26 protein-coding genes, 1 tRNA gene and 1 pseudogene are annotated in these 26534 nt (G+C 60.5%); 15 read left to right on the top strand and 13 right to left on the bottom strand.

Annotated features, from left to right (window positions below; translation table 11 throughout):
* The first annotated feature begins 49 nt into the window (after positions 1-49).
* Positions 50-1051 carry a magnesium transporter gene (locus tag SPG90_RS03570; protein ID WP_023311069.1) on the top strand — a complete coding sequence of 334 codons (1002 nt, stop codon included), beginning with the start codon at positions 50-52 and terminating at the stop codon, positions 1049-1051.
* On the opposite strand, the gene hpxK is transcribed toward SPG90_RS03570, so the two are convergent.
* From hpxK to hpxU, 7 genes are all read right to left on the bottom strand, one after another.
* Positions 1017-2279, bottom strand: a complete 1263-nt coding sequence (gene hpxK / locus SPG90_RS03565) for an allantoate amidohydrolase (protein WP_322407934.1) — start codon at positions 2277-2279, stop codon at positions 1017-1019. The genes SPG90_RS03570 and hpxK overlap by 35 nt on opposite strands.
* Positions 2276-3517, bottom strand: a complete 1242-nt coding sequence (locus SPG90_RS03560; protein WP_248161251.1) for a pyridoxal-phosphate-dependent aminotransferase family protein — start codon at positions 3515-3517, stop codon at positions 2276-2278. Before SPG90_RS03560 ends, hpxK begins: the two co-directional genes overlap by 4 nt.
* Positions 3518-3530: 13 nt before the next feature.
* Positions 3531-4268, bottom strand: a complete 738-nt coding sequence (locus SPG90_RS03555) for an amino acid ABC transporter ATP-binding protein (protein ID WP_008499843.1) — start codon at positions 4266-4268, stop codon at positions 3531-3533.
* Entirely contained in the window at positions 4249-4905 is a 657-nt protein-coding gene (locus tag SPG90_RS03550; RefSeq protein ID WP_064791110.1) for an amino acid ABC transporter permease, read from the bottom strand. Before SPG90_RS03550 ends, SPG90_RS03555 begins: the two co-directional genes overlap by 20 nt.
* Positions 4905-5570 carry an amino acid ABC transporter permease gene (locus tag SPG90_RS03545; RefSeq protein WP_023311065.1) on the bottom strand — a complete coding sequence of 222 codons (666 nt, stop codon included), beginning with the start codon at positions 5568-5570 and terminating at the stop codon, positions 4905-4907. Before SPG90_RS03545 ends, SPG90_RS03550 begins: the two co-directional genes overlap by 1 nt.
* A 4-nt stretch (positions 5571-5574) precedes the next feature.
* On the bottom strand, positions 5575-6357 hold the full coding sequence (locus SPG90_RS03540) for a transporter substrate-binding domain-containing protein (RefSeq protein WP_023311064.1): 783 nt from the start codon (positions 6355-6357) through the stop codon (positions 5575-5577).
* Between the two features lie 191 nt (positions 6358-6548).
* Entirely contained in the window at positions 6549-7388 is an 840-nt protein-coding gene (gene hpxU, locus SPG90_RS03535; RefSeq protein ID WP_059445856.1) for a MurR/RpiR family transcriptional regulator HpxU, read from the bottom strand.
* A 143-nt stretch (positions 7389-7531) separates the two neighbouring features.
* On the opposite strand from hpxU, the gene hpxW reads away from it, so the two are divergent.
* From hpxW to hpxZ, 4 genes are read left to right on the top strand one after another with little or no spacing between them, the layout of a single operon-like run.
* On the top strand, positions 7532-9115 hold the full coding sequence (gene hpxW / locus SPG90_RS03530; protein WP_322407933.1) for an oxamate amidohydrolase: 1584 nt from the start codon (positions 7532-7534) through the stop codon (positions 9113-9115).
* 10 nt (positions 9116-9125) lie between these two features.
* Positions 9126-9314: an oxalurate catabolism protein HpxX gene (gene hpxX, locus SPG90_RS03525; protein WP_047174808.1), complete on the top strand. Its 189-nt coding sequence runs from the start codon at positions 9126-9128 to the stop codon at positions 9312-9314.
* On the top strand, positions 9311-10708 hold the full coding sequence (locus SPG90_RS03520) for an AtzE family amidohydrolase (protein WP_322407932.1): 1398 nt from the start codon (positions 9311-9313) through the stop codon (positions 10706-10708). The genes hpxX and SPG90_RS03520 overlap by 4 nt, the downstream gene beginning before the upstream one ends.
* Positions 10705-11091 carry an oxalurate catabolism protein HpxZ gene (hpxZ, locus tag SPG90_RS03515; protein WP_045401744.1) on the top strand — a complete coding sequence of 129 codons (387 nt, stop codon included), beginning with the start codon at positions 10705-10707 and terminating at the stop codon, positions 11089-11091. The genes SPG90_RS03520 and hpxZ overlap by 4 nt, the downstream gene beginning before the upstream one ends.
* A 115-nt stretch (positions 11092-11206) precedes the next feature.
* Here hpxZ and puuE read toward each other — a convergent pair whose 3' ends face one another.
* From puuE to SPG90_RS03500, 3 genes and pseudogenes are all read right to left on the bottom strand, one after another.
* Positions 11207-12106: an allantoinase PuuE gene (gene puuE, locus SPG90_RS03510; RefSeq protein ID WP_240337784.1), complete on the bottom strand. Its 900-nt coding sequence runs from the start codon at positions 12104-12106 to the stop codon at positions 11207-11209.
* A pseudogene (gene hpxA, locus SPG90_RS03505) lies at positions 12024-12898 on the bottom strand (allantoin racemase). The gene puuE and the pseudogene hpxA overlap by 83 nt, the downstream one beginning before the upstream one ends.
* On the bottom strand, positions 12898-13614 hold the full coding sequence (locus SPG90_RS03500) for a GntR family transcriptional regulator (protein ID WP_248161255.1): 717 nt from the start codon (positions 13612-13614) through the stop codon (positions 12898-12900). Before SPG90_RS03500 ends, hpxA begins: the two are co-directional and overlap by 1 nt.
* Before the next feature lie 144 nt (positions 13615-13758).
* Here SPG90_RS03500 and SPG90_RS03495 point away from each other — a divergent pair, with 144 nt between their 5' ends.
* Both SPG90_RS03495 and guaD read left to right on the top strand, forming a co-directional pair.
* On the top strand, positions 13759-15255 hold the full coding sequence (locus SPG90_RS03495) for an NCS1 family nucleobase:cation symporter-1 (protein ID WP_045401732.1): 1497 nt from the start codon (positions 13759-13761) through the stop codon (positions 15253-15255).
* A 98-nt stretch (positions 15256-15353) separates the two neighbouring features.
* Positions 15354-16673 carry a guanine deaminase gene (gene guaD, locus SPG90_RS03490; protein WP_248161268.1) on the top strand — a complete coding sequence of 440 codons (1320 nt, stop codon included), beginning with the start codon at positions 15354-15356 and terminating at the stop codon, positions 16671-16673.
* Here guaD and uraH read toward each other — a convergent pair.
* A complete protein-coding gene (uraH, locus tag SPG90_RS03485) occupies positions 16653-16976 on the bottom strand; it encodes a hydroxyisourate hydrolase (protein ID WP_322407931.1) in 324 nt (107 codons plus the stop codon). The two genes, guaD and uraH, sit on opposite strands and share 21 nt — an antisense overlap.
* On the bottom strand, positions 16973-17473 hold the full coding sequence (gene uraD / locus SPG90_RS03480; RefSeq protein WP_223603878.1) for a 2-oxo-4-hydroxy-4-carboxy-5-ureidoimidazoline decarboxylase: 501 nt from the start codon (positions 17471-17473) through the stop codon (positions 16973-16975). The genes uraH and uraD overlap by 4 nt, the downstream gene beginning before the upstream one ends.
* Before the next feature lie 238 nt (positions 17474-17711).
* On the opposite strand from uraD, the gene hpxO reads away from it, so the two are divergent.
* From hpxO to SPG90_RS03465, 3 genes are read left to right on the top strand one after another with little or no spacing between them, the layout of a single operon-like run.
* On the top strand, positions 17712-18866 hold the full coding sequence (hpxO, locus tag SPG90_RS03475) for an FAD-dependent urate hydroxylase HpxO (RefSeq protein ID WP_248182598.1): 1155 nt from the start codon (positions 17712-17714) through the stop codon (positions 18864-18866).
* A gap of 17 nt (positions 18867-18883) precedes the next feature.
* Positions 18884-19918 carry a molybdenum cofactor-independent xanthine hydroxylase subunit HpxD gene (hpxD, locus tag SPG90_RS03470; RefSeq protein WP_047174517.1) on the top strand — a complete coding sequence of 345 codons (1035 nt, stop codon included), beginning with the start codon at positions 18884-18886 and terminating at the stop codon, positions 19916-19918.
* 11 nt (positions 19919-19929) lie between these two features.
* Positions 19930-20865 carry a PDR/VanB family oxidoreductase gene (locus SPG90_RS03465; RefSeq protein ID WP_322407930.1) on the top strand — a complete coding sequence of 312 codons (936 nt, stop codon included), beginning with the start codon at positions 19930-19932 and terminating at the stop codon, positions 20863-20865.
* A 43-nt stretch (positions 20866-20908) separates the two neighbouring features.
* Here SPG90_RS03465 and SPG90_RS03460 read toward each other — a convergent pair.
* Positions 20909-20996 (bottom strand) — tRNA-Ser (locus tag SPG90_RS03460).
* A 277-nt stretch (positions 20997-21273) separates the two neighbouring features.
* Between SPG90_RS03460 and SPG90_RS03455 the strand changes: the two genes are divergently transcribed.
* The 5 genes from SPG90_RS03455 to SPG90_RS03435 all read left to right on the top strand — a co-directional run bounded on the left by SPG90_RS03455 (position 21274) and on the right by SPG90_RS03435 (position 26411).
* Positions 21274-22410 (top strand): D-alanyl-lipoteichoic acid biosynthesis protein DltD, encoded by a 1137-nt coding sequence (locus tag SPG90_RS03455; RefSeq protein ID WP_213751331.1) that lies wholly within the window; start codon positions 21274-21276, stop codon positions 22408-22410.
* A 128-nt stretch (positions 22411-22538) separates the two neighbouring features.
* On the top strand, positions 22539-23657 hold the full coding sequence (locus SPG90_RS03450; RefSeq protein ID WP_322408154.1) for an MBOAT family O-acyltransferase: 1119 nt from the start codon (positions 22539-22541) through the stop codon (positions 23655-23657).
* Positions 23654-25087: an AMP-binding protein gene (locus SPG90_RS03445; RefSeq protein ID WP_059445846.1), complete on the top strand. Its 1434-nt coding sequence runs from the start codon at positions 23654-23656 to the stop codon at positions 25085-25087. Before SPG90_RS03450 ends, SPG90_RS03445 begins: the two co-directional genes overlap by 4 nt.
* Positions 25088-25104: 17 nt before the next feature.
* A complete protein-coding gene (locus SPG90_RS03440) occupies positions 25105-25323 on the top strand; it encodes an acyl carrier protein (protein WP_021240839.1) in 219 nt (72 codons plus the stop codon).
* A 251-nt stretch (positions 25324-25574) separates the two neighbouring features.
* Positions 25575-26411, top strand: coding sequence for an alpha/beta fold hydrolase (locus SPG90_RS03435; RefSeq protein ID WP_126302779.1), 837 nt, complete (start codon positions 25575-25577; stop codon positions 26409-26411).
* The last annotated feature ends 123 nt before the right edge of the window (positions 26412-26534 follow it).

Here is a 26534-nt window from a genome sequence, read left to right as displayed (position 1 = left end):
CCTGTCTTGCTCGCCCCTGAGAGATGTTATTATTCAAAGGGAATTCACTATGTCTTACGCTATTCACAACCAGAATCTGGCATTCAATGACAGCGCCATTGCGCAATATATGAATACCGATTTTATTGTCCTCGATATTTCATTATGCGTGGCGCTGGCGCGCGAGCAATTCTTCGAAAAATTAAAAGACGACGATATTCCGTCTCATATTTTTATTGAAGACAATGGCCGCCTGGCGGGCATGATTGCCGTGCGTAAATTGCTGCAAACCGCCGATACGGTACAGCCGGTGAAATCGCTGATGATTTCGCAGTTTTTGCAGGTCAAACCGGAGGATGAACGTGCCGACGTTGCCGGACTGCTGGCACACGGCGGCGCGGATGTGGTGCCCGTGGTCACCCACGGCAAGCTCGTCGGCTGCCTGACCGAGCGCGAAATCGCCCATCTGCTGGAAGATGACGTCACCGAAGACGCCCAGCTTCAGGGGGCGACGCTGCCGCTGGAGAAGCCCTATCTGGACACCAGCCCGTATAGCCTGTGGAAGAAACGTTCCGTCTGGCTGCTGCTGCTGTTTGTCGCGGAGGCCTACACCAGCTCGGTGATCCAGCATTTTGAAGAGGCGCTGGAGTCCGCCATCGCGCTGGCGTTCTTTATTCCGCTGCTGATCGGCACGGGCGGCAACAGCGGGACGCAGATCACCTCCACCCTGGTGCGCGCCATGGCGCTGGGGGAAGTCCGCCTGCGCGACGTTGGCCGCGTGCTGCGTAAAGAGATGACCACCTCGCTGATGATTGCCGCCACGCTCGGTGTCGCCGGGTGCATTCGCGCCTGGATGATGGGGATTGGGCTGGAAATTACGCTTATCGTCAGCCTGACGCTGGTGTGCATTACGCTCTGGAGTGCGATTGTGTCGTCCGTGATCCCGATGGTGCTCAAGCGCTGCGGCATTGACCCGGCGGTCGTCTCCGCGCCGTTTATCGCGACGCTTATCGACGGCACCGGGCTGATTATCTACTTTAAGATCGCGCAATATACGCTGGGGCTGGAGTAACGCGGTCCGCCAGCTGGATCACCGCTCGCGAAAACACCTCAATCGCCAGGGCGACATCTTCAGCCATCACCGATTCCGCCGGATGGTGGCTGACGCCCCCTTTGCAGCGCACAAACAGCATGCCGACCGGCCAGCGTTCCGCGATGGCAATCGCATCGTGGCCCGCACCGCTGGGCAGCGATAGCGAGCGCCCCTGTACCGATGTGACGGCCTCCCCCAGCACCTTTTGCAGGTGGATATCGCACGGCGTGGCGGCAATGCGGTAAAACTCCTCGGCGCTGAAGTCCAGACCGCGGCGCGATGCGATCGCCTGGGCATGTTCCAGCAGGTCGTTAAGCAACCGATCAAGCGGCGCATCCTGCGGACCGCGAATATCCAGCGAGAGCTGAACCTCGCCGGGGATTACGTTCACCGCCCCCGGCAGACAGCGCAGCTCGCCAACCGTCGCTACCAGGTTGCCGCCCTGCTGTCGGGTAGCGTTTTCAATGATAACCATCCACTCGGCGGCGGCGGCCAGCGCGTCCCTGCGGTGGAGCATCGGTACGGTTCCCGCGTGCCCGGCCTCGCCGGTAAAGCGGCAGTTCAGACGGCGCGCGCCGTTAATGGCTTCCACCACGCCAAGGGCGAGCGCCTCCTGCTCAAGGCATGGCCCCTGCTCAATATGCAGCTCCAGATAGGCGCTGAAATCCTCCTGACGGCGCGCGGCATGCAGCACGCGGGCAGGATCGAGCCCCACCAGGGTCATAGCCTGCGCCACGCTGATTCCGCTGGCGTCGGCTTTCTCCAGCCAGCCCTGCGGCCAGGTGCCGGTAATGCCCCGGCTGCCTAACAGCGTAATGCCGAAGCGGGTCCCCTCTTCGTCGCAAAAGCCGACAATCTCGATGGCCTGCGCCAGATGCACACCCTGCTGGTGCAGGCTGTCCACCACCTCAATGGCGGTGAGCACCCCAAGCATGCCGTCGTAGCGCCCGGCATTGCGCACGGTATCGAGATGCGAGCCGAGCAGCACCGCCTGCGTCCCTTCCTGCGCGCCCTCATAGCGTCCACAGATGTTGCCCACGCTGTCCTGCCAGACGGTCATTCCCGCCTGGCTCATCCACTGCCCCACCAGCTGGTTGGCCTGCAGATGCTGGGTGGAGAGATAGACCCTCGTCAGCGCATCCGGGGTTTCGCTGATGGCGGCCAGCGCGTCGGCGCGGGCCATCACCCGTTCTGCCGCCGGGCTCATTGCGGCGTCTCGCGGTGATAGTGGTCCCACGCGGCCTGCATGGCGGCCCCCTGCGTGGTGGAGAATTTCAGGTAGTTCAGCACCGACTCCAGCGCGCTCAGGGTGGTCATCACGCAGTCTTTGCGCGCGTTGTAGCCCATGGTGCCGATGCGCCACACTTTGCCGTGCAGCGGGCCAAACGAGGTGCCGATTTCAATCCCGAAATCCTCCAGCATCAGCTTACGCACCTGGTCGCCGTTGACGCCCTGCGGGATAACCACGCCCAGCACGTTGTTCATCTTGTGCTTCAGGTCGCCGAAGGTCTCCAGCCCCATCGCCTGAATGCCCTTCAGGAGCGCATCGCCGTGCAGCCTGTGGCGAGCGATGCCGTTATCCAGCCCTTCCTGCAGGATAAGACGCGCGCACTCGCGGGCGCCAAACAGCGCGGTGGTGGCTTCGGTGTGGTGGTTAAGACGTTCCGGCCCCCAGTAGTCCATTACCATGCCGAGATCGAAGTAGTTGGAGTAGATCATCTCCTCGTCGCCGTCGCGGTGGGCGTCGGTGCGTATGCCTTCCTCAACGCATTTGCGGCGGCGGATCGCCTCCTCCATGCGCGCGCTCAGGGTGATCGGCGAGGTGCCCGACGGGCCGCCGAGGCACTTCTGCATCCCGGCCGAGACGGCATCCAGCCCCCAGGCGTCGGTCTCCAGCGCGTTACCGCCGAGCGACGCGGTGGCGTCCGTGTAAAACAGCACGTCGTAGCGGCGGCAGATCGCACCCAGCTCCGCGAGCGGCTGCAGCATGGTGGTGGAGGTATCGCCCTGCACGGTCAGCAGCAGGCGCGGACGAATACGCTTAATCGCATCCTCGACCTGGTCCGGGGTAAACACCTCGCCCCACGGCACCTCGATGGTATGCACCTCCGCGCGGCAGCGGCGGGCAATTTCGCACAGCAGATGACCAAAGCGGCCAAAGACCGGCACCAGCACCTTATCTCCCGGGCGGATGGCGGAGACCAGAATGGCTTCAATTCCCGCGCGGGAGGTGCCGTCCACCAGCATCGTCCAGCGGTTCTCGGTGCGGAACACCCCGCGATAGAGCGCCATCACCTCGTTCATGTAGTGGGTCATGGCAGGATCGTACTGGCCGATCAGCTGGCTCGACATGGCGCGCAGCACGCGCGGGTCGGCGTTGATCGGGCCCGGCCCCATCAGCAGGCGCTGGGGCGGGTTGATTTGCGGAAAGCGTGCGATATCCATTTGTCAGTCCTTATCAGTTGAGGCCGCGCACGGAGGAGATGAACTGCTTCAGTTCCGTGGTCTGCGGGTTGGCGAACAGCGTTTTGCTGTCGCCCTGCTCCCAGACTTTCCCCTGGTGCATAAACACCACGCGGTCGCCCACTTCGCGGGCAAAATTCATTTCATGGGTAACCAGTATGAGCGTCATCCCCTCGGCCGCCAGCTGCTCCAGCACCTTGAGCACTTCGCCCACCAGCTCCGGGTCGAGCGCGGAGGTGATCTCGTCGCAGAGTAAAACTTTAGGCGACATCGCCAGCGCGCGGGCAATCGCCACGCGCTGCTGCTGGCCGCCGGAGAGGCTCGACGGGTAGTAATCCAGACGATCGCCTAAGCCCACTTTCTCCAGCATGCGCTGCGCCAGCTCGCGGCATTCGGCGGCGCTTTTCTTCAGCACCCGACGCGGGGCGAGCATCACGTTTTCCAGCGCCGTCATGTGTGGGAACAGGTTGAAGCTCTGAAACACCATCCCGACCGAGCGGCTGATTTCGCGCGCCTGAGAATCCCGGTCGGTAATGGTCATGCCGCCCAGCTTGATGCTGCCGTCCTGATAGCCTTCCAGGCCGTTGATGCAGCGCAGCAGCGTGCTTTTGCCCGATCCGCTGCGCCCGATAATGGAGATCACCTGGCCCATGTCGATATCCAGATCGACGCCCTTGAGCACGTGGTTATCGCCGTAGTACTTCTGCACCTGATTAATGGTGATGAGAGGCATTGAATTTCGTCTCCAGATAGCGGCTGTAGCGCGACAGCGGATAACACAGAATAAAGTAGCCGAGCGCCACCAGCGCAAAGACCTTAAACGGCTGATACGTCACGTTGGTCAGCATGGTCCCGGCCTTGGTCAGCTCAATAAAGCCGATGATCGACGCCAGCGCGGTGCCTTTGATCACCTGAACGGCAAAGCCGACCGTCGGGGCGATGCCGATGCGCAGCGCCTGCGGGGCGACAACGCGAAACAGGGTCTGGCCGAAGGTCAGCCCCAGACAGCGCGACGCTTCCCACTGCCCTTTCGGCAGGGCGCGAATGCTGCCGTTCCAGATATCGAGCAGAAACGCGCTGGTGTAGAAGGTGAGCGCCAGCGAGGCGGCGGTCCAAGGCGAAACGTCGATGCCGAACAGCGCCACGCCGAAGAAGGCCAGGAACAGCTGCATCAGCAGCGGCGTGCCCTGAAACAGCTCAATATAGCCGCGGATGATGCGCCTGACAGTGCGCCCGCCCGTGAGGCGCAGCAGCAGGAGCGGCAGCGTCACCGCCGCCCCGCCGACAAACGCCACCAGCGACAGCAGCACCGTCCAGCGTCCGGCCAGTAGCAGGTTGCGAATAATGTCCCAGTCGGTAAAGGTGGTCATCATGCCTGCACCCCCAGCCATTTGCGTCCCGCCGCCATCATCAGCTGGCGCAGGGTAATCGACAGCGCTAAGTAAATCCCGGTTGTCACCAGATAAACCTCAAAGCTCAGAAACGTTCTGGACTGGATCAGGTTGGCGGCGAAGGTCAGCTCTTCATACGAGACCTGCGACACCACCGACGAGCCGAGCATCACGATGATGCACTGGCTCACCAGCGCCGGGTAAATGCGCTGCAGCGCGGGCGGCAGCACCACGCGGATAAAGGTCTGCAGGCGGGTCAGCCCCAGCACGCGTCCGGCCTCCCACTGCCCTTTCGGCGTGACCTGAATGCCCGCGCGGATAATCTCTGTGCTGTAGGCGCCCAGGTTCACCACCATGGCCAGCAGCGCCGCTTCCCCGGCCGTCATCTTCAGCCCGAGATTCGGCAGGCCGAAGACGATGAAAAACAGCTGCACCACAAACGGCGTGTTGCGGATAATTTCCACGTAGCCGCCCCAGATCCGGCTGAACCAGGTTTTGCGTCCGCTGCGGATCGCCGCCCCGAAAATCCCTATCGCCAGCCCGCCTACGGTGGCCATCACCGTCAGCTGAACGGTGACCCACAGCCCCGCCAGCAGCTCCGGCCAGTGCGGCCAGAGCGCGGAGAAATGAAGTTGCTCAGTCATCGGCTCAGGCGCCAAGGTTTGCCGGCAGCGGGGCCTTCAGCCATTGCTCGGACAGGCCGTTCAGCGTGCCGTCCTTGATGCCCTGCTCAATCAGCGCATCCACCTTTGCCTTCAGGGCCGGTTCGTTTTTCTTCAGGCCAATAAAGCACGGCGAATCTTTCAGCATAAAGCTCGGCACCGGGGCTTTATCCGCGTTCTGGCGCGAAATGGCCGCCACCACGAGGTTGCCAGTTGCCACGTACTGCACCTGTCCGGAGAGGTAGGCGGAGAGCGTGGTGTTGTTATCCTCGTAGCGCTTCACGTCCGCGTCTTTCGGCGCCAGGCCGGTCAGCACCATGTCCTCCACCGCCCCGCGCGTCACGCCGATGGTTTTTCCGCTCAGCGCGGCGGCATCTTTCAGCTCGGCGCCTTTCGGACCAAACACGCCGAGGAAGAACGGCGCGTAGGCGCGGCTAAAGTCGATCACCTTCTCGCGCTCCGGGTTTTTACCGAGGCTTGAAATGACCAGATCCACCTTATCGGTTTGCAGATACGGCACGCGGTTGGCGCTGGTCACCGGCACCAGCTGCAGCTTGAGCTTCATCTGTTTGGCCAGATAGCGCGCCATGTCGATGTCATAGCCCTGCGGCTGCAGGTCGGTCCCCACCGAGCCAAACGGCGGGAAGTCCTGCGGAACGGCAATGCGGATGGTGCCGCGCTTCTCGATATCCTGAAGCTGGTCAGCCTTTGCCGGCAGCTGTGTGAAGAGACATGCGGCCCCGGCCAGTGCAATCAACAATTTTTTCATGGTGCTTCCCCGTAACGTTAACATGAAACAAAAGATTCTTTGAATGTGATTTTGCAACTAATGTGCCAGATAGGGCGAAGCGGGAAATATTCTTGTAAAGCCTGATAAAACGGGGAAGGGTCGAAAAAACGAGCGTTTTCCCGACCCGCCACATGCACCATTTTAATGCAAAGCACCACCCTGATGCCCCATTATCGCTGTTCGAGTTCGTCCAGCTGCTGGTAGAGGGAGGCAATCTCGTGAATGCGCGGACGGCCTTTATCGAGAATCTCATGCAGGAAGGCGTTTGCCAGCAGGTTGATCAGGCTGTTGACCGAGGAGTAGCTGTCATAGGCCGAGACGCTGTCCAGCGGGGCGCAGAGCTGCCAGCTCGCCAGCGGAAACAGGCTGTGCGCCTGCGGCTCGCACATCAGCAGCACCGGAATACCGCTGCTCTGAAGCTGCTGCATCAGCGGGCGGATGATGCGCGGGCGGCGGCGAAAGGCCATCATGACCACCAGATCGTCCGGCGTTAAATCCACCAGCTCCTCGCCCAGGCTCTGCCCCGGCTGCGGCAGAACCAGCACCTGACCGCGCGCCTGCAGCAGCTGCTGGCGCAGGTGCAGCGCCGCCGGATAGGCGTTACGCATGCCGATAATGACGATGCGCCGCGCCTTCACCATGCAGGCCATGGCGTCGGCAAACTGCTGCGCGTCGAGGGCATTGACCCACTGGGTCAGGTTCGCCATCTCCTGCTTATAGTGGCGCGCCAGCAGCGTATTGCCCTGCACCGCGTCGCGGTTATCGGTGAGCGGCATCCCGCTCTGGCGCAGGGTGCGCAGCTCGTCGCGCATGTCCTTATATTTCTCATAGCCCAGACGCTTAAACAGACGGCTGACCGTGGCTTTCGACACCCCGCTCAGCTGCGCCAGCTCGGCACTGTTGTAGCTAATCAGGTCGTCAAAATGGTCGAAAATAAAGTCCGCCACCCGCTGCTCCTGCGGCGACAGTGACGCGTATTGTGCTTTCAGTCGTTCATCCAGTTGTTCCATAGCGCCTCTGTAACTTTTGTTTCATCACATTGTACCTTTTATTATGCGTATTCATTATACGTGCCAGTTTACTGAAACTTTTCTTTCAGAACTGGAACAGCTTTTGCAGCACCTTGTGACTTTCAGGGTTACGAGGACGCTTTATGCAAAGTAATGTCTCCACGCACGGCATGGCCGTTGCGCCCCACCATCTTGCCAGCCAGAGCGCGCTGGCGGTACTGCGCGAAGGCGGCAGCGCGATAGAGGCGATGGTCGCCGCGGCGGCCACCGTTGCCGTGGTTTACCCGCACATGAACGGGCTGGGCGGCGATGGCTTCTGGCTTATCGTGCCGCCGGAAGGCGAACCTGTCGCCATTGATGCCAGCGGCGCGGCGGGATCGCGCGCAACGCTCGCCGCCTACGACGGGCTGGCGCATATTCCCCACCGCGGCCCCCGCGCGGCGCTGACCGTCGCCGGCACGGTGAGCGGCTGGGACGAGGCGCTGAAGGTCTCGCGCGAGTTGACCGGCAAGGCGCTGCCGCTGTCCCGCCTGCTGGCCGACGCCATTGACTATGCGCAGAACGGCACGCCGGTCACGGCCTCGCAGGCCCATGCCACGGCCAGCAAATTCGACGAGCTGAAGGACATCCCCGGCTTCGCGGAAACCTGGCTGGTGGACGGCAAGCCGCCAGAGGTCGGGAGCCGCTTTTACCAGCCCGCCATGGCCACGACGTTGACGCGCCTGGCGGAGGACGGTCTGGACAGCTTTTATCGCGGCCCGCTGGCGGACGTGCTGGCGCACGGCATGGAGACGCTGGGCCTGCCCGTGACGCTGGCCGATTTGCGCACGCACGTCGCCCGGCGCACCGCGCCGCTGAGGCTGCAGCATCAGCAGGGGGAGATCTTTAACCACGCCCCGCCGACGCAGGGGCTGGTCTCGCTGGCGATACTCGGCATCACCGACCGCCTGAATATGGCGGAGGCCGACGACGCCGACACCATTCACTGCATCGTTGAAGCCACCAAGCTGGCCTTTGGCCTGCGCGATGCCCACATCACCGACCCGCGCGAGCTGAAAACCGATATTCAGGGTCTGCTGGATCCCGCCGCCCTGCAGGCGCTTGCCGACAGGGTTGACGACGGCCGCGCCGCGCCGTGGGGCACCGGAAAAGGCCCCGGCGATACGGTGTGGATGGGAGTGATGGACAGCAGCGGGCTTGCCGTGTCGTTTATCCAGAGTATCTATCACGAGTTCGGCAGCGGCGTGGTGCTGCCCGACACCGGCATCGTCTGGCAGAACCGGGGGGCATCGTTCAGCCTCGATCCCGATAGTCTTCTGGCCCTCGCGCCGGGCAAGCAGCCCTTCCATACCCTGAACCCGGCGGCGGCGCGTCTTAAGGACGGGCGCGTGATGGTCTACGGATCGATGGGCGGCGACGGCCAGCCGCAAACCCAGGCCGCGCTCTTTACCCGCTACGCGATTCAGGGCGTGCCACTGCAGGAGAGCATTTCCCGCCCGCGCTGGCTGCTGGGGCGCACCTGGGGACAAACCTCGGACACGTTAAAGCTGGAAGGACGCTTTACCGCTGAGACGGTCTCACGGCTTCAGGCGCTCGGACACGAGGTGGAAATCTTCCCTGACTTCAGCGAAGCGATGGGCCACGCGGGCGCGATTGTCCGCCACCCCAACGGGCTGTTCGAAGGGGCATTTGACCCGCGCAGCAACGGCGCGGCCGCCGGATTCTGAGGAGAAAACAATGACGACACAACAACCCGACTGGCAGGCGTATCTGGCGCAAATGGAGTCCGTGCTCGGCGTGACGCTGGACGATGCCCGCCGCGCCGAGCTGCAGGTGCAGTTCAGCCGCATTGCAAGCATGGCCGCCCCGCTGATGGCGCTGCCGCTCGACGACCGTCTGGAGATCGCTGGAGTGTACAAAGCATGAGGCTACACGAGATGAGTATCAGCGCGATCCAGCATGCGCTGGGCGCGGGCGAGCTGAGCGCTCGCGAGATTGCCCGCCAGACGCTGGAGGCGATTGCGCGCGTTAACCCGCAGATCGGCGCCTGGACCGCCGTGACGGAAGCACGCATGCTCGCCGAGGCCGAGAGCATCGATACCCTGCGCCGCGAAAAGCGCCCCCTGCCGCCGCTGGCGGGCGTACCCTACGCGGTAAAAAACCTGTTCGACGTTGCCGGCCACACCACCCTTGCCGGGGCAGAGCTGTTCAGCCAGCGCCCCGCCGCGGCCGCTGACAGCTTCGCGGTGCGCCAGCTGCGCAGCGCGGGCGGGCTGCTGACCGGGATGGTGAACATGGACGCCTACGCCTACGGCTTCACGACCGAAAACAGCCACTACGGCACGACGCGTAACCCGCACGATCTGGCGCGCATTGCGGGCGGCTCGTCCGGCGGCTCGGCCGCCGCCGTGGCCGCCGGGCTGGTGCATTTTTCGCTCGGCACCGACACCAACGGCTCGATTCGCGTTCCGGCCTCCCTGTGCGGCATCTACGGCCTGAAGCCCACGTTTGGCCGCCTGTCACGATCCGGCAGCCATCCGTTTGTCGCGAGCCTCGATCATATCGGCCCCTTTGCCCGCCGCGTGTGCGATCTGGCGTCCGTATACGATGCGCTACAGGGCCGGGACAGCAGCGACGCTTTTCAGGCAGAGAGCTCGCGCGAGCAGACGCGCCCCCTGCTCGACCGCGGGCTCGACGGCCTGCGCTGCGCGGTGCTCGGCGGCTACTTCACCACCTGGTGCGACGCGGATGCCAGAGACGCCGTGGCGCGGGTGGCGAAGGCGCTCGACGTGCAGGATGAGCTGCAGTTCCCTGATGCCGAACTGGCGCGTTCCGCGGCGTTTATCATCAGCGCCTCCGAAGGGGGAAATCAGTACCTGCCTGCGCTTCGCCGCGAGCCCGATCGGTTTGAGCCGCACTCCCGGGAACGCCTGCTGGCAGGCGCAATGATCCCCTCCGCCTGGTACATTCAGGCCCAGCGGTTTCGCGCGCACGCCCGGCAGGCTTTTAAAACCCTGTTCGTGCAGGCCGATGTGCTGATCGCTCCGGCAACGCCGCGCAGCGCCACGCTCGCGGGTGAGCAGACCATGGAGATTAACGGTCAGCCGCTCCCCATTCGCGCCAGCATGGGGATGCTGACCCAACCGATTTCATTTCTGGGCCTGCCCGTGACCACCGTTCCGCTGCGCACCGCCCAGGGTGCGCCGATTGGCCTGCAGCTGATTGCCGCGCCGTTTAACGAGCAGGCCTGCCTGCGCGTCGCGCGCGTGCTGGAAGAGAGTGGGATCGCCGACGCGCGTCCGGCGGAGGTGGCCGCATGATGAATCACGATGACATTAACCTGCCGTGGGTGGTTGCCGAGGTGACCGCCGCGTTTTACCGCTATGAAGACGCGCTGGTGAGCAACAACGTTGCGGTGCTGGACGAGCTGTTCTGGCACGACAAAAACACGGTGCGTCTGGGGGCGGGTGAAAACCTGTATGGGATTGATGAAATCCGCGCCTTTCGCGCGGCGCGCCCCGCCGCCGGGCTGCAGCGGACGCTGCGTCACACCGTGATTACCACCTTCGGGGAGGATTATGCCGTGTGCAGCACCGAGTTTACCCGCGAGGGCACGGATCGCATTGGCCGCCAGCAGCAGACGTGGGTGCGGTTTGCCTACGGGTGGCGGATCGTGGCGGCGCAGGTGAGTTTGATGGTGTAACGCTGAAAAACCCGCCCGGTGGCGCTGCGCTTACCGGGCCTGCGATGTCCCGTATGCCCTGTGGGTCCTGTAGGCCGGGTAAGGCGCAGCCGCCACCCGGCTAAACACGGCTCAGTTATTTCTGAAACGGATGCACATCCCGCCAGTGGTCGGCAATCTGCTGGCGGGTACAGACCCACACCCGCTCGTGCTGCTGCACGTAATCCAGGAAACGCTGCAGCGCGCGAAAACGCCCCGGCCGCCCCAGCAGGCGGCAGTGCATGCCGATGGACATCATCTTCGGCGCGCTTTCCCCTTCTTCGTACAGCACGTCAAAACTGTCCTTCAGGTAGGTATAGAACTGCTCGGCGGTGTTAAACCCCTGCGCGGTGGCGAAGCGCATGTCGTTCGCATCCAGCGTATAGGGCACGATCAGGTGCGGTTTACGGGAGCCGTCGCCGCAGGCCACTTCCGTCCAGAAGGGCAGATCGTCGCCGTAGTAGTCGCTGTCATAGTCGAAGCCGCCGTGCTCCACCACCAGCTGGCGGGTGTTGGGGCTGTCGCGCCCGGTGTACCAGCCCGTCGGCGGCTTGCCGAAAAGGTCGGTCAACACGTGCACCGCCTTGTGAAGGTGTTCGCGCTCCTGGCTGATATCCATGCTCTGGTAGTGGATCCAGCGCCAGCCGTGGCTCACCACGTCGTAATCCGCTGCCTTGATTGCCTCGACGATCTCAGGATGACGCGCCAGCGCCATCGCCACGCCGAAGACCGTCAGCGGCAGGCCGCGCTTTTGAAATTCACCGTGGATCCGCCAGAATCCGGCGCGGCTGCCGTATTCGTAGAGGGAGTCCATCGACATGTGTTTATCCGGGTAGCTGGCCGCGCCGATAATGTCCGACAGGAACTGCTCGGATCCGGCATCGCCGTGCAGAACGTGGTTCTCCGCCCCTTCCTCATAATTGAGCACAAACTGCACGGCGATGCGCGCCTGATTCGGCCACCGCGCGTGCGGCGGGTTGCCCGCGTAGCCGCGCAGATCCCGCGGGTAATTCTGTTCAAAAAGCCCCATTGCCACCCCCAAAAATTAAAATGGATTCAGTGCCTGAAACTGTCCGCTTAACGCTTTTTTCTCCGGGAAGGCCAGATCCCCGTGCTTGCTGGTCGACAGCCCCAGCGCCACAAGCGACTCCACCATCTTCACCGCCGCGCTGACGCCGTCGATGACCGGCACGCTCAGCTCGCGCGTCAGCTCCTGCGCCAGCTGAGCCATGCCGCCGCAGCCCAGCACGATGGCGCCGCAGCCGTCCTCTTTCAGCGCCTGTATACAGCGCGCACGCACTTTTTCCTGCGCCAGACCGCTGCCGTCTTCCAGCGCCAGCACCGGGAGATCGATAGCGTGCAGCGCCGCGCAGCGATCGTGAAAGCCATACTGGTGCAGCAGATGGCGGGCAATAATCAACGTGCGCGGCAGCGTGGTGACCACCGAAAAGCGCGTCGCCACCAGCGTCGCCATATGCATGGCGGCTTCCGCAATGCCTATAACCGGCCCCTGCGCCAGCTCGCGCGCCGCCAGCAGGCCCGGATCGCCAAAGCAGGCGATGACGTGACCGTCCACGCCCTGCTCTCTGCCGAGCTTAACCTGTTCGAGAACCCCCACGGCGGCGATGGCCTCATCAAAGTGGCCTTCTATAGACGGCACGCCCGCGCTCGGGCAGACCGCGAGGATCTCCGTTCCCGGCGCCGCCACCGCGCGGGCCGCCGCGCCGATGGTTTCCGTCATCGCGAGGCTGGTGTTGGGGTTGATCACTTGTATACAGACAGAGGACATTACGACTCCTTGTGGCCGGCAAACAGCCGGGCAAAATCAGGCAGACACTCGCCCGCCCGCTCGAAGCAGAGGCTGGCGACGATATGTTCAAAATGGTGCATTAAGGCATCGCTGAACGGCTGGAGCGCCTTCTGGCGCAGCAGATCCACAAGCTTTTCGTGATCGTTGCAGCGGCACCCCTGGCGCCACGGCGCGCCCCATGTGGCAATCACCAATGACGAGCGCTGGCTCAGGCCGGTCACCATCTCCGTCAGCACCTGGTTGCCGGAGATGGCCTGCAGCTGAATGTGGAAATTGGCGGAGTGGCGAATTGCCGCCGGGCCGTCGTACGCCTCGTGCGCCTGCTGCTCCTGGCGAATAATGGCTTCCAGGGCGGCAAGGTGCGGCGGCTGGCAGCGGGCCAGCACGTCCGGCAGGTTAGCGACCTCCAGCAGGGCGCGGGTGCGGAAGATGTGCTGCGCCTCTTCCACCGTCGGGCTGGCAACGTGTGCACCACGCTTGGGCGTTAAGGTGACCATTTGCACAGCGGCGAGTCGTTGAAGCACCTTGCGGATGCCCGTGCGGCTTACGCCAAACACCTCGGCCAGCGCCTCTTCCGGCAGTTTGCTCCCCGGCAGCAGCTGATGTTCGACAATCGCGGTCATCAGCGCCTGAAAGATCGATTCATCTTTGTCATGCAGGTCTGGCGCGGTCTGCAGGGCATTTATGTTGTTCATTCACCACTCCGTCTTTTACTCTTCGTTATCGAATCGTATACATAAAAATAAAATATTGCATACAAGATTTATTATTTTGGCCTGGATCCTGCAACACCGTCTGCACTCCCGCTTAACGGGTTTTCATTCACAGGAGCAGGTTTCATGCCAAACAGTCAAAACGCGCAGCAAGGTACGGCCGCTGATTCCGGTGCGGTTTACAGCCCACGTCTTTGCAATGAGGATCTGGCACCGACGCGTGACCAGAACTGGAGCTGGTACAACATCTTTTCGTTCTGGATGTCGGACGTTCACAGCATGGGGGGTTATGTTGTCGCCGCGAGCTTCTTTACGCTCGGGCTGGCAAGCTGGCAGGTGCTGCTTTGCCTGCTGGTGGGGATTTGCATCGTGCAGCTGTGCGCCAACCTGGTGGCCAAACCGAGCCAGATGGCGGGCGTGCCCTATGCGGTGATCAGCCGTCAGGCGTTTGGCGTCTTCGGGGCCAATATTCCGGCGGTGATCCGCGGGCTGATTGCCTTCGCGTGGTACGGCATTCAGACCTATCTGGCCGCCAACGCTCTGATGCTGGTGGCGCTGAAGTTCTGGCCGTCGCTCTCTTCGCTCACCACCGGCGCGTTCCTTGGCCTGTCGCATCTGGGCTGGATCTGCTTTGCCATTATGTGGGTCCTGCAGGCGATGGTCTTCTGGCACGGCATGAACGCCATCAAGCGCTTTATTGATATCGCCGGTCCGGCGGTCTACGTGGTGATGCTGGCCCTCGCAGGCTGGATTGTATACAAGACCGGTTTTGACGGCATTTCCTTCACCCTCGCCAGCAAATCCCTGAGCGCGGGCGAGCAGACCTGGCAGATGATCACCGCGACCGCACTGGTGGTGTCTTACTTCTCCGGCCCGCTGCTCAACTTCGGCGACTTCTCCCGCTACGGCAAAAGCATGGGCGAGATCCGCCGCGGCAACCGCTGGGGCCTGCCGTTTAACTTCCTGCTGTTCTCCATCGTCACCGTAGTCATTGTCTCCGGCACCCAGTCGCTGTTTGGCCGCATGATCACCGACCCGATCGAAACCGTCAGCCGCGTGGGCAACGATCTGGCCGTGGCGATTGGCCTGCTGACGATGATCACCGCTACCATCGGGATCAACATCGTCGCGAACTTCGTCTCCCCGGCGTTTGATTTCTCTAACTGCTCGCCGCAGAAAATCAGCTTCCGCACCGGGGGCATGATTGCCGCCGTCGGCTCGATCCTGCTCACCCCGTGGAACCTGTTCAACTCGCCGGAGCTTATCCACTACACCCTCGACGTGCTCGGGGCGTTTATCGGCCCGCTGTTCGGCATTCTGATTGCCGACTTCTACCTGATTAAGCGCGGCAAGGTGTCGGTTGACGATCTGTTCGACGACACGCCAAAGGGCAAATACTGGTACCGCAACGGCTTTAACCCGAAAGCCATTGGCGCGCTGATCCCGTCCGTGGCCGTGGGCCTGGTGATCAGCTTTATCCCGGCCCTGCATGAGGTGGCAAACTTCAGCTGGTTTATCGGGGTCTTCCTCGGCGGCGTCACCTACCGCTGGCTGGCGCGGGAAGAGCGCGAGACGGCGGGCGCGACGTCGTTCAGCTCCCGCGTGGCAACGCAAAAAGAGTAACCCCCTCCTCCGGCCGCAGCGTATCTGCGGCCCGTTCATTCTGGCACCGTTCTTGCTGCGCCTTATCACCCCGCTACGCAAACACTAAGGCAGGAACCATGATGGATTACCAGACAGCGATCCGCGGCGCATTTTTTGATATTGCCCAGGTCTGCGACAGCGCAGACGCGATTGCCCAACACGCGCGCTACCTTGAGGACGGGCTGCTGTTTATACAGAGCGGGAAAATTCTGGCGCACATGCCGTGGCAGGAGGGTGAGCAGTATCTTGACCCCCACAAGGGCTACACCGACCTGCGCGGCAGGCTGCTGCTGCCCGGTTTTGTCGACACCCACGTCCATTATCCGCAAACGGAGATGATCGGCGCCTTTGGCGAACAGCTGCTGGAGTGGCTGACCACCTACACCTTCCCGGTGGAGAGCCAGTTTTCCGATGAAGCCTACGCGAAAGAGATCGCCGAATTTTTCATTCAGCAGCTGGTGAGCAACGGCACCACCACCGCGCTGGTGTTTTGCACGCTGCATCCGGAATCGGTCGAGGCGCTGTTTACCGAAGCCCTGCGCCTGAACATGCGCCTTATCGCCGGAAAGGTGATGATGGACAGACACACGCCGGACTACCTGAGCGAAGACGCGAAGCAGAGCTACCGGCAGACGCGGGCGCTGATCCAGCGCTGGCACCACCGGGGACGGCTGGGCTACGCCATTACCCCGCGCTTTGCGCCGACCTCATCCCCCGAGCTGCTCGCCGCGGTCAGCCTGCTCAGAGAGGAGTTCCCGGATACCTGGATGCAGACCCACCTGAGCGAAAACCCCAACGAAGTGGCCTGGGTGAGCGACCTCTGGCCGGAGCACGAGCGCTATCTGGACGTATATCACCACTACGGGCTGACCGGCGAGCGCAGCATGTTTGCCCACGCGATTCACCTTCACCACAGCGAGTGGCAGTGCCTGCACGACACCGGTTCGGCGGTGGCGTTTTGCCCCACCTCTAACCTGTTTCTCGGCAGCGGGCTGTTTCGCCTGCCCGCCTGCTGGCAGCACAGGGTGCGGATGGGCATCGGCACCGACGTCGGCGCGGGCACCACCTTCAGCATGCTGCGCACCCTGGGTGAGGCCTACAAGGTGGGCCAGCTCCAGAGCTACCGCCTTCGCGCCAGCGAGGCGTTTTATCACGCCACGCTGGGCGGCGCGCACGCTCTCAGGCTCGAAGATAAGATTGGCAACTTCGCGCCCGGGAAAGAGGCGGATTTCGTGGTGATCGACCCCGACGTGACGCCGCTGCAGCGCCTGCGCAATCGCCGCTGCCAGGATATCTACGAGCAGCTTTTTGTGCTGATGACCCTCGGCGACGAGCGCAACATCAGCGAGACCTGGGTCAACGGCGAGCGGGTGTGGTCAACTGCCCCGGTAGGTTGACCACCCGCCGGGCGCAATCACAAACGGCAGGTGGAAATGTTCGTCTGCCGTTTCTCCAGTCACAAAATCAATTTGCGCGCAGTGCCAGATCGTGTCGCGACCGGTTTCGCTAAACCACGCGCCGATCTCCGCCACCAGCCGATAGCGGCCTGCAGGCAGAGAGGGAACGAACGCGGCGATGCGCCCCTGGGCGTTGGTCACGCCCGTCGCCATGATTTCGCCCTCCCGTTCGAGATGAACCGTCACGCCCTCTGCGGGTTTGCCCGTCGAGATATCCAGAATATGGGTGCTGAGTGTGCTCATTCGCTAATGACTCCTTCCAGCCGTAGCAGCGTAATTTCCCGCAGCTGTTCCAGCGCGGCACGGACTTCCTGGGCGTCGCTGTTCTCCAGCCGCGCGTGCAGCGCCTGTAAAATCTCCTCGCCGCTGCGGCCCTTCGCGCGGATCAGAAAGACGCGTCCGAAGCGGGCCTCGTAGCGGGCATTTCCCTCACGCAGCGCCCGGGCAAGGTCAGCATCGCGATCGTTCACCTCGCCCTGCTCCTGGCGCGACAGCGCCGCCTCCGCCTGTGAACCAGCGGGTTTTTCCCCGATGCGCGGATGGGCGTTCAGGGCCTGCGCCAGCGCCGCTTCATCCCAGTTTTGCGTCAGCGCGTTTGCCGTACTGAACAATTCGTCCCGGCTGGCGTAGGGTCGCCTCAGAGCCAGCGCATCGGCCCACTCGGGGAGCGCCACGCAGGGATGAATTAGCGCTAACGCCTTTTCGTGAGGAAGATGATTGAAGTCGTGCAGTGCGATCATAGCGTCTCCTTTATTGTCTTCCTTCGGGTATTGCACAAACCACGCCACTCTGAGCGCGGGCGTGAAACAGTCGATTCCGTATAGCTCAACTGGAAATTTTTGATTCAAAAAAAGGCACGCTCACCGCGTTTGCGCACCTTAGCAGTGCAAACGTCCCCCTCACAACGCCGTTTTCGCCACTCTGCAGCCTGGTACGCAAATTGCTGAATGTCATTACACCCTGCAAAAGGAGAGAAGCATGAGAGCAATCGTGATTGGTGCGGGTATTGGCGGCCTGAGCGCCGCCGTCGCGCTGAAGAAAGCGGGTATCGACTGTACCGTGTTTGAAGCCGTCAAAGAGATCAGGCCCGTCGGGGCGGCCATCTCCATCTGGCCGAACGGCGTGAAATGCATGCAGCACCTCGGCATGGGCGACATCATCGAGACGTACGGCGGTCCGATGCGTTTTATGGCCTACAAGGATTACCGGCGCGGCGACACCCTGACCCGCTTCAGCCTTGCCCCGCTGGTTGAGCGTACCGGCGGGCGTCCCTGCCCCGTCTCGCGCGCCGAGCTTCAGCGCGAAATGCTGGACTTCTGGGGGCGCGACAGGGTGCAGTTCGGCAAGCGCGTCGAACGCGTCCATGAAGACGACGCGGGCGTGAACGTGACCTTCACCGACGGCACCACGGTATCCGGCGATTTTCTGATTGCCGCCGACGGCAGCCACTCCGCCGTGCGCCCGTACGTGCTGGGGTATACCCCGGAGCGCCGCTACGCCGGGTACGTGAACTGGAACGGGCTGGTGAAGATTGACGAAGAAATCGCCCCGGCGCACCAGTGGACCACCTTCGTTGGCGAAGGCAAACGCGTGTCGCTGATGCCCGTCTCCGGCGGACGCTTCTACTTCTTTTTTGACGTGCCGCTGCCCGCGGGCCTGGCGGAGGATCGCACCACCCTGCGCGCCGACCTTACGGGCTACTTCCGCGGCTGGGCGCCGCCGGTGCAGAAGCTTATCGCGGCGCTGGATCCTGAAACGACCAACCGCATTGAAATCCACGACATTGAGCCGTTCGACAGCCTGGTGCGCGGCAACGTCGCGCTGCTCGGCGATGCCGGACACAGCACCACGCCGGATATCGGCCAGGGCGGCTGTGCGGCGATGGAGGACGCCGTGGTGCTGGGAGAATGCCTGCGAGAAAACCACAACATCACGCTGGCGCTGCGGCAGTACGAGGCGCTGCGCTGCGACCGGGTGCGCGACCTGGTCCTGAAGGCCCGTAAGCGCTGCGACGTCACCCACGGGAAAGACATGGCGTTGACGCAGGCCTGGTATCAGGAGCTCAAAGAGGAGACCGGCGAGCGCATCATCAACGGTCTGTGCGAGACCATTCAGGGCGGCCCGTTAGGCTGAACGTAAGAGGGATAACGATGAAAAGAGAACCGACTCCACCCGCCCACTGCACGTTTGAGCCAGAGGACTGGCTCCGCCTGGCGAAATGCTGGCATCCGGTCGCGCGCGCCTGCGACGTTGGCCCGGCACCGGTTAAGGCGACCCTGCTGGATGAACAGCTGGTGATTTACCGGATTAACGACCAGGTCGTGGTCGCCCGTGACGTCTGCCCGCACCGCGGCGTGCCGCTGACGCTCGGCTTTCACGATGAGCATGGGATTATCTGCCCCTACCACGGCCTCCGCTTTGGGGAGGACGGGCGCTGCAACCGTATTCCGTCCAGCCCCGACCAGCCCGTTCCGGCGAAGCTGAACCTGATAAACTACGCCGTGGAAGAGCGCTTCGGCCTGATCTGGACCTGCCTGGCGTTTGACCCGGACAATCCTGTACCGCTGCCCACCATGCCGCACTGGGATGACGACGGATTTCAGCAGATCAACTGCCCGGCGTTTGAGGTGAACGGCTTTGCCGGTCGTCAGGTAGAGGGGTTTCTGGACGTAGCGCACTTTGCCTGGATCCACACCGATACCTTTGCCGATCCCAGTAATCAGCTGGTTCCCGCCTATCAGCCGCAGGAGACACCGTTTGGCTTCGTCGCGGATTACTGGAGCTCCGTGAGCAACTATCCCGCCAGTTCACCCGTGCAGGCGCCAGAAGGGTTTCAGTGGCTGCGCCATTTTGAAATGCATCTGCCGTTTACCGCCACCCTGACGATTCATTTTCCGGGAGAATCGCGACTGGTTATCATGAACGCCGCGTCGCCGGTGTCATCGCGCGTCACCCGCATGTTCGCCCCTATCGCGCGCAACTTTGACCTGCATATTCCGGTGGAGGATGTACATGCCTTTAACCTGCGCATTTTTGAAGAGGATCGCCTGATGGTCGAAACCCAGCGTCCGGAAAGTCTGCCGCTGGACCTGACGCTGGAAGCCCATATTCCCGCCGATAAAAGCTCAATTGCCTACCGTCGGGGACTGAAGAAGATGGGCTTTGGCGAATTTTTCCTCGTATGACGGAGGCCGATATGCTGAGCGTAATTGTTGACGGGCTGTGGCGCGAGGGCGATAAAAGCCTCGCCGTCAGGCTGGTAGCTGAAGACGGTAACGCGCTGCCGGCGTGGCAGCCCGGCGCGCACATTGATGTGCACCTGCCCTGCGGCGCGGTGCGCCAGTATTCCCTGACCGGGGCATGTGGAGACGAGAGCTATCTTATCTGCGTGGGGCGGGAAACTGCCTCGCGAGGCGGATCGCGCTACGTTCACGAGACGCTGCGACCCGGGCAGAAATTAGCGATTTCTGCTCCGCGCAATCTGTTTCCGCTGCATCAGGCTGAGCGGGTGTTGCTGCTGGCGGCAGGCATTGGCATTACGCCGCTGTATGCAATGGCCCTGCAGCTGAAGGCGGCCGGAACGCCGTTTACGCTGCACTATTACGTCAAACGCCGCGAAAGCGCGGCGTTTACGCGCGAACTTTCCCGGTTCGGTGAGTGCCAGATTCATACCGCCAGCCCGCGCACGGCGCTGGCAGAACATCTTCCGGTGGCTGAGTCGGGGCTTCACGCCTGGATCTGCGGTCCGGCAGGGTTTATGGAAAAAGTGCGAGACGTGGCGACGGCCAGGGGATGGGATGATGGCCATCTTCACAGCGAGGCGTTTCAGCCCGCGGCCCCTGCCGCACGCGGTGACGCAGGCGAGATCTTTACGGTCAAACTCGCCTCGACCGGGGAGCGCTGGCCGGTGCCCGCGGATAAGACCATCGCTCAGGTATTACAGGAAAATGGCGTGGACGTGCCGCTTTCATGCGAAATGGGGATCTGCGGGGCGTGCCTGACGCCGGTGATTGACGGCGAGGTGGATCATCGGGATAGCGTGCAGTCGGAGGCGGAAAAAGGCGCGCCAAACCAGCAGGTGGCTCTGTGCTGCTCGCGGAGCCATTCCGGGGAGCTGGTGATTGCGCTGTAAAACGAAAAAACCCTGCGATATTGCTATCACAGGGTTTCGAATTTGGCGGAAGCGTAGAGATTCGAACTCTAGAACCCTTTCGGGTCGCCGGTTTTCAAGACCGGTGCCTTCAACCGCTCGGCCACGCTTCCAAAGTGAGGCGCACTATAAACATCTATTAGCGCCTTGTAAAGCAGGAATTTTTCTATTTTTACCCACCGGCGTTTGACTGCGCAAAAATCACCCATACGCTGCTCTCACGTCACTCACCTCGACCTTGTACATACCGTAACATAGCAACGCTCATCCTTTTAAATCGCTCTGGTATAGAATGCCTCAAAAATAGAAGGTCATTTGGTGTGTAATTGTTATAAATCTGAATTCCCGCAGATTTTAGACATTACTGCCATGCAGTGTTACGGGTTGATGATGAAAATCAAAAATACGCTTTGCTTACATATCCTGATGGCGACTCTGGCCATTTTGTTCCTCGGTGTTCACCCGCTGGTGACGAGCTTCAATCCGCCGCTCACCTTCCAGCCGCTGATAAAATCAATGGCGGGCACGCCTAAAGAACAAGCGGAAAAAATTGCGACTATTTCCCATGCCTTAGAAGGGAATGCTATTTTCTTCATTGGCGCCTCTGAGGTTGCCACCTCAGAAGATGAACATTACGCCGTATATAATTACTTTAATAAGCAATTGCACAAACCCGTCGTGGCGTATGGCGATGCGTTCGTCGATGATGAAACGCAATTTTTACTGTTCTCACGTTTTAAAAATAGCCTTAACGCAAACAGTAAAGTTGTTTTGCTTCTGGCTCCTGACAGCTTTTACTCAAAAGGGCTGCCACCGGCTATCTATGCCGATAATTTTCCCGGCTCTATTTTTAATCCGCTGATGAAGGATCCGCAGGCGCGCCCGCTGCTGGTTAATTATTTAAAGCATATTGATAGTAAAGAAATAAGCCATTTAACCTTTGGCCAAATGCGCGTCTTTGGCTGGCACCCCGATCTGATGTGGGACGAACTGAGCTTCCAGTTTGCCAACGTCTGTACCCTGATAAAAAACGACTGGCTGGCGCTGCTCAACGTCACGCCCCAGGCGGTACAGCCGTGGCCGCCGCAGACAGCCGCCCACATTGCTCCCGACTGGGATAAAGAGCTGGCGAATGCGCGCGAGTTAAATAAAAAACGCCAGCAGAGCGCGGCCACGCTGTGGATGGACAAAACGATTTACGAGGAGGACGGTACGCGGCAACAGTGGGATGACACGCCCGTCGTGCCTGCGCAAATCGCCGCGTTCAGTAAAACCGTCCAGCTGTTGAAAGAACGTCACGTGCAGGTGATTGCTATCGTCGACCCGGTTAACCCCTGGGCGCTTTACAATACCGATACCTTCCGTCCGGTTGATAAGCAAATTAAAACCATTCTGGAAAAGAACCAGATCCCGTATTTAGATATGTACGCCATGCCTTATCAAAATGGCTGGAACTGGGATCGTTTGCACCCTTCCGAACTGGCCTGGGTTCCTATGATTCGCTTTATTGCACAGAGTTTTAAATAATGAAAATCGCGATCCGTCTTTTTTTCCTTTATCTCCTGCTGGCGATTACCATCGTCGCGTGGACCTCTGTCGATGACAGCATGAGTATGCAGCTGCATTTTGAATATCAAAAGTTCTGAGGTCGAATGATGTACAGCTCAGGGATGTTTTTTGTTTATTTATTTTCATCCGCGCTGGCGTTTGCGCTGGTCAATCGCGTATTACGCCATCGTCTGACCTGGTTATCTGCGCTATCGGTGCTGACGGCGCTGGGATGGGGCTATATATTTCAGGGTGATTATATTGTCCCCGTCGCCGTTTTTATCAGTTTTTATATTTTCGCCACGCTAAAAGAGAAGGGATGGTTAAAAACGTGGCAGGCAATCGTTCTGACATTATTGCCGTTGCTGCTGGTGAAATTACACTTAAATAACCACTGGGGCATGATCGGTCTCTCTTTTATGACGTTCCGCGCGGTGGACGTGCTGCTCTATCGCAGTAAAAAAGAAGGGCAGAATTTCCTGCACTATTTCTGCTATCTGTTTATGCCCTTTATTATCCTGGCCGGCCCAATGTACCGCTGGCGGACATGGATGAGTGATGTCAGCAAGCCCGTATTTGCCCTTAACCGTGAACAGTTTTTAGTGGCGTTAGAGCAAATCATTACCGGCATTGTGCAGAAATTCCTGTTTGCCATGCTGATTGATTCGCTTGTCGTGCAGCCATGGAGCCATAAGCCGTTTACGCTGACCGTGGGCGTGGTGATGTCGATTGCCTATAGCGCCTACCTGTACTTTGATTTTGCGGGCTACAGCAATATGGCCATCGGCGCAGGCCGCCTGTTTGGGCTCAACATCCCGGCAAACTTCAATATGCCGATTCTGGCAAAGAACCCGCAGGATTTCTGGCGCCGCTTCCACATCAGCCTGTCTGAATGGCTGCGCGATGTGGTCTTTATGCCTGTTTATATGAACCTGATGAAGTTTAATTTTTTCCGTCAGAACAAAACGCTGGCGCAAAATATCGGTATTTTTTGCACCCTGTTCTGCATGGGGGCATGGAATGGCCTGGAGCGCCATTACGTCATCAGCGGCGCGCTGTTTGGCGCGATTTCCGTCGCTCACAACATGCTGCTGTGGTCAGCCAAACGCAGCCCGGTGTTACATCGCGGCTTGCAGAATCCGGCTGTTGCGTTTTTAGGGCGAATTCTGACGCTGGCAAGCGCCGCGGGATCCCTTTACATCTTTAGTGGAATGTCACCTCTATGAAAAATCACTCCGATCTTCAGGAACTGCAGGATTTCTTACGTGCGGCATTATGCGATCCCGCTTCCCCGCAGCAGCTGGCCATCAGCGGCAGCGACGAAGCCTTAAGCTGGCTACAGCTTTCCGCTGCCGTGACGGACTGGGCGCAGCGCTATCAGCGCTGCCAGCCCACCGCGGGCACACCGGTAGTGTTATATGGTCATCAGCAGGCCGAATTCGCGGTGGCGATTTATAGCTGCCTGCTGCACAACATTCCGTACATCCCGGTGGACTGCATCTATCCGCAGGAGCGCCTTCGGGAGATCTGCCATCTGGCCAGCGCCCCTTACTATTACGACGTGGCGACCCGGCAGTTCATCGCCACCGGGGAATCGGGCAAGGTACTGGAGGAGCAGGATCTGGCCTACATCATGTTTACTTCAGGCAGCACAGGTAAACCTAAAGGCGTGCAGATTGGGCGTGAAAGCGTATGGCACTTCATGAAATGGGTCAGCCAGGACTTTTCGCTGCCGGCAAAACCGGTCCTGATGAACCACGCGGTATTCAGCTTTGACCTCTCCCTGATACCGTTGCTGGCCAATCTGGCGATGGGCGGACATATCGTGCTGAACGCCAAAGAGGACATTCAGAAAGAGAACTGGCTGGAACGACTGAAAAGCAGCGCGGTCTCCGCCTGGGTTTCGACCCCCTCTTTTGCATACCAGCAGCTGCTTTCCCCGCAGTTCAACAGCGAGTATTTGCCAGCGCTGAGCGTCTTTATCTTCATTGGTGAAGTGTTAAATAAGGCGCTGGTTAAACAGCTCCGCCGCCGTTTCCCGCAGGCCAAAATCATTAACTCCTATGGCCCTACGGAAGCGACCATCGCGACGACCGTGGTTGAAATCACGGATGCGATCCTGAACAGCGACAGCGCCGTGCTGCCGGTGGGGGTCATGATGCCTGAGAGCAAAATGGAAATTTCCGCCGACGGCGAGCTGATTATCTGGGGTAAAAACGTCATGCGCGGCTATCTCGGCCTGCCGCAGGAGAACGCGGCGAAATTACTCCGTCGGGAAGATGAAGCGTTTCGCGGCTACCGGACCGGCGATCTGGGCTATGAAGCGGGGCTTATTTACTGCCAGGGCCGCAACGACAGCCAGGTCAAACTGAACGGTTACCGTATCGAAATCAACGAGATCGAGAACCGCCTGCTGGCCATGTCCGGCATCAACGAAGCGGTGGTCCTGCCGCTGATGAAATCCTGCGGCAGCGTGCTGCGCATTGCCGCGTTCTGCGTGACGGATATGGCGCCGGACACTATCAAAACATCGCTGTCGAAGGTGGTACCGCACTATATGGTGCCTTCACAAATTATCGTACAAGACGCTTTGCCGCTGAATCCTAACGGCAAAATTGACCGCAAGCTGCTGGACGCTTACGCCCGCACAAATTAATGACTCCAGGAAAAATTATGGAACAAGAAATTCTCGCCCTGTTCGAAAAAGTGTTATCCCGTAAGGTGGGCTTTCACGATGAACTGATTGAATCCGACATTCTCGACTCCATCCTGGCGGTCGATATGGTGCTGGAAGTGCAGGACGTTTACGGCTGCACGATCCCGCCAACTGACGTGGCGACGGTGCTAAAAACCCCGGCGGACCTGGCCCGCTATATTGAAGAAAACCGCTAAACGCCCCTGCTATTAATGCAGCCCTGAAGGCTCAGGAGGATCTCTCCAGAGCCTTCATTCTTTCCCTCTCCCCCTGAACGCTGTCCTGCTCCCTTTCACAGGAATGAAACCGACTGCTTTTATTATTTCTCCTACACTTTAGGAGTACTGTCGGTACGGGAAACAGAAAAAAGCCAACTTAATTAAGGCATTAATGATTCGCTGTGCGCTCAGCCAGGGAACGTTTTGCCTTTAACAGAGGAGTCTGCGGTATGGCATTCGTAACAACGAAAGATGGCGTCAATATTTACTACAAAGACTGGGGCCCAAAAGAGGCTCAACCCATTGTTTTCCACCACGGCTGGCCGCTAAGTGCCGATGACTGGGATAACCAGATGCTCTTCTTCCTCGCTGAAGGCTATCGCGTTATCGCTATCGATCGTCGCGGTCACGGGCGTTCGGACCAGGTGAGTGAAGGCCACGATATGGATCATTATGCGGCCGACGCGTCAGCCGTGGTTGAAAGCCTGGATCTGCGCAATGCCGTGCACGTCGGTCACTCCACCGGCGGCGGACAGGTCGCCCGCTATGTTGCGCAGTATGGGCAACCGCAGGGGCGCGTCGCCAAAGCGGTGCTCGTCAGCGCCGTGCCGCCGCTGATGGTCAAAACGGACGGTAACCCCGGCGGGACGCCCATCGAGGTTTTCGACGGCTTCCGCAAAGCGCTGGCGGCTAACCGCGCCCAGTTTTACCTCGACGTCGCCAGCGGTCCGTTCTACGGCTTTAATCGGGATGGCGCGGACGTTTCACAGGGGACGATCCAGAACTGGTGGCGTCAGGGAATGATCGGCAGCGCCAAGGCCCACTACGAGGGGATTAAGGCGTTTTCAGAGACCGACCAGACGGAAGATTTAAAGACCATCACGGTTCCCGTTCTGGTGATGCAGGGCGACGACGATCAGGTCGTGCCGTATAAGAATGCTGCCCTGCTGCAGGACAAGCTGCTGGCGAACAGCGTACTGAAAATTTACCCGGGCTTCCCGCACGGGATGCATACCACGCACGCGGAAACTATCAACGCGGACATTCTGGCCTTTATCCGCTCTTAAACGTCGCCTTTATTGCCGGGTGGCGCTGCGCTTACCCGGCCTACATTCCTGCATCCGCAACGATATCCCTGAATTGCACCGTTCAATGCATGAACGCCACCCGCGGGTGGCGTTGTTTATTCC

The sequence above is a fragment of the Enterobacter sp. D2 genome (genome assembly GCF_034427575.1).
In the GTDB taxonomy this organism is placed as follows: Bacteria; Pseudomonadota; Gammaproteobacteria; order Enterobacterales; family Enterobacteriaceae; genus Enterobacter; species Enterobacter cloacae_M.
Note: the sequence above shows the minus strand (reverse complement) of the source record. Positions and strands in the feature narration are given on the sequence as shown.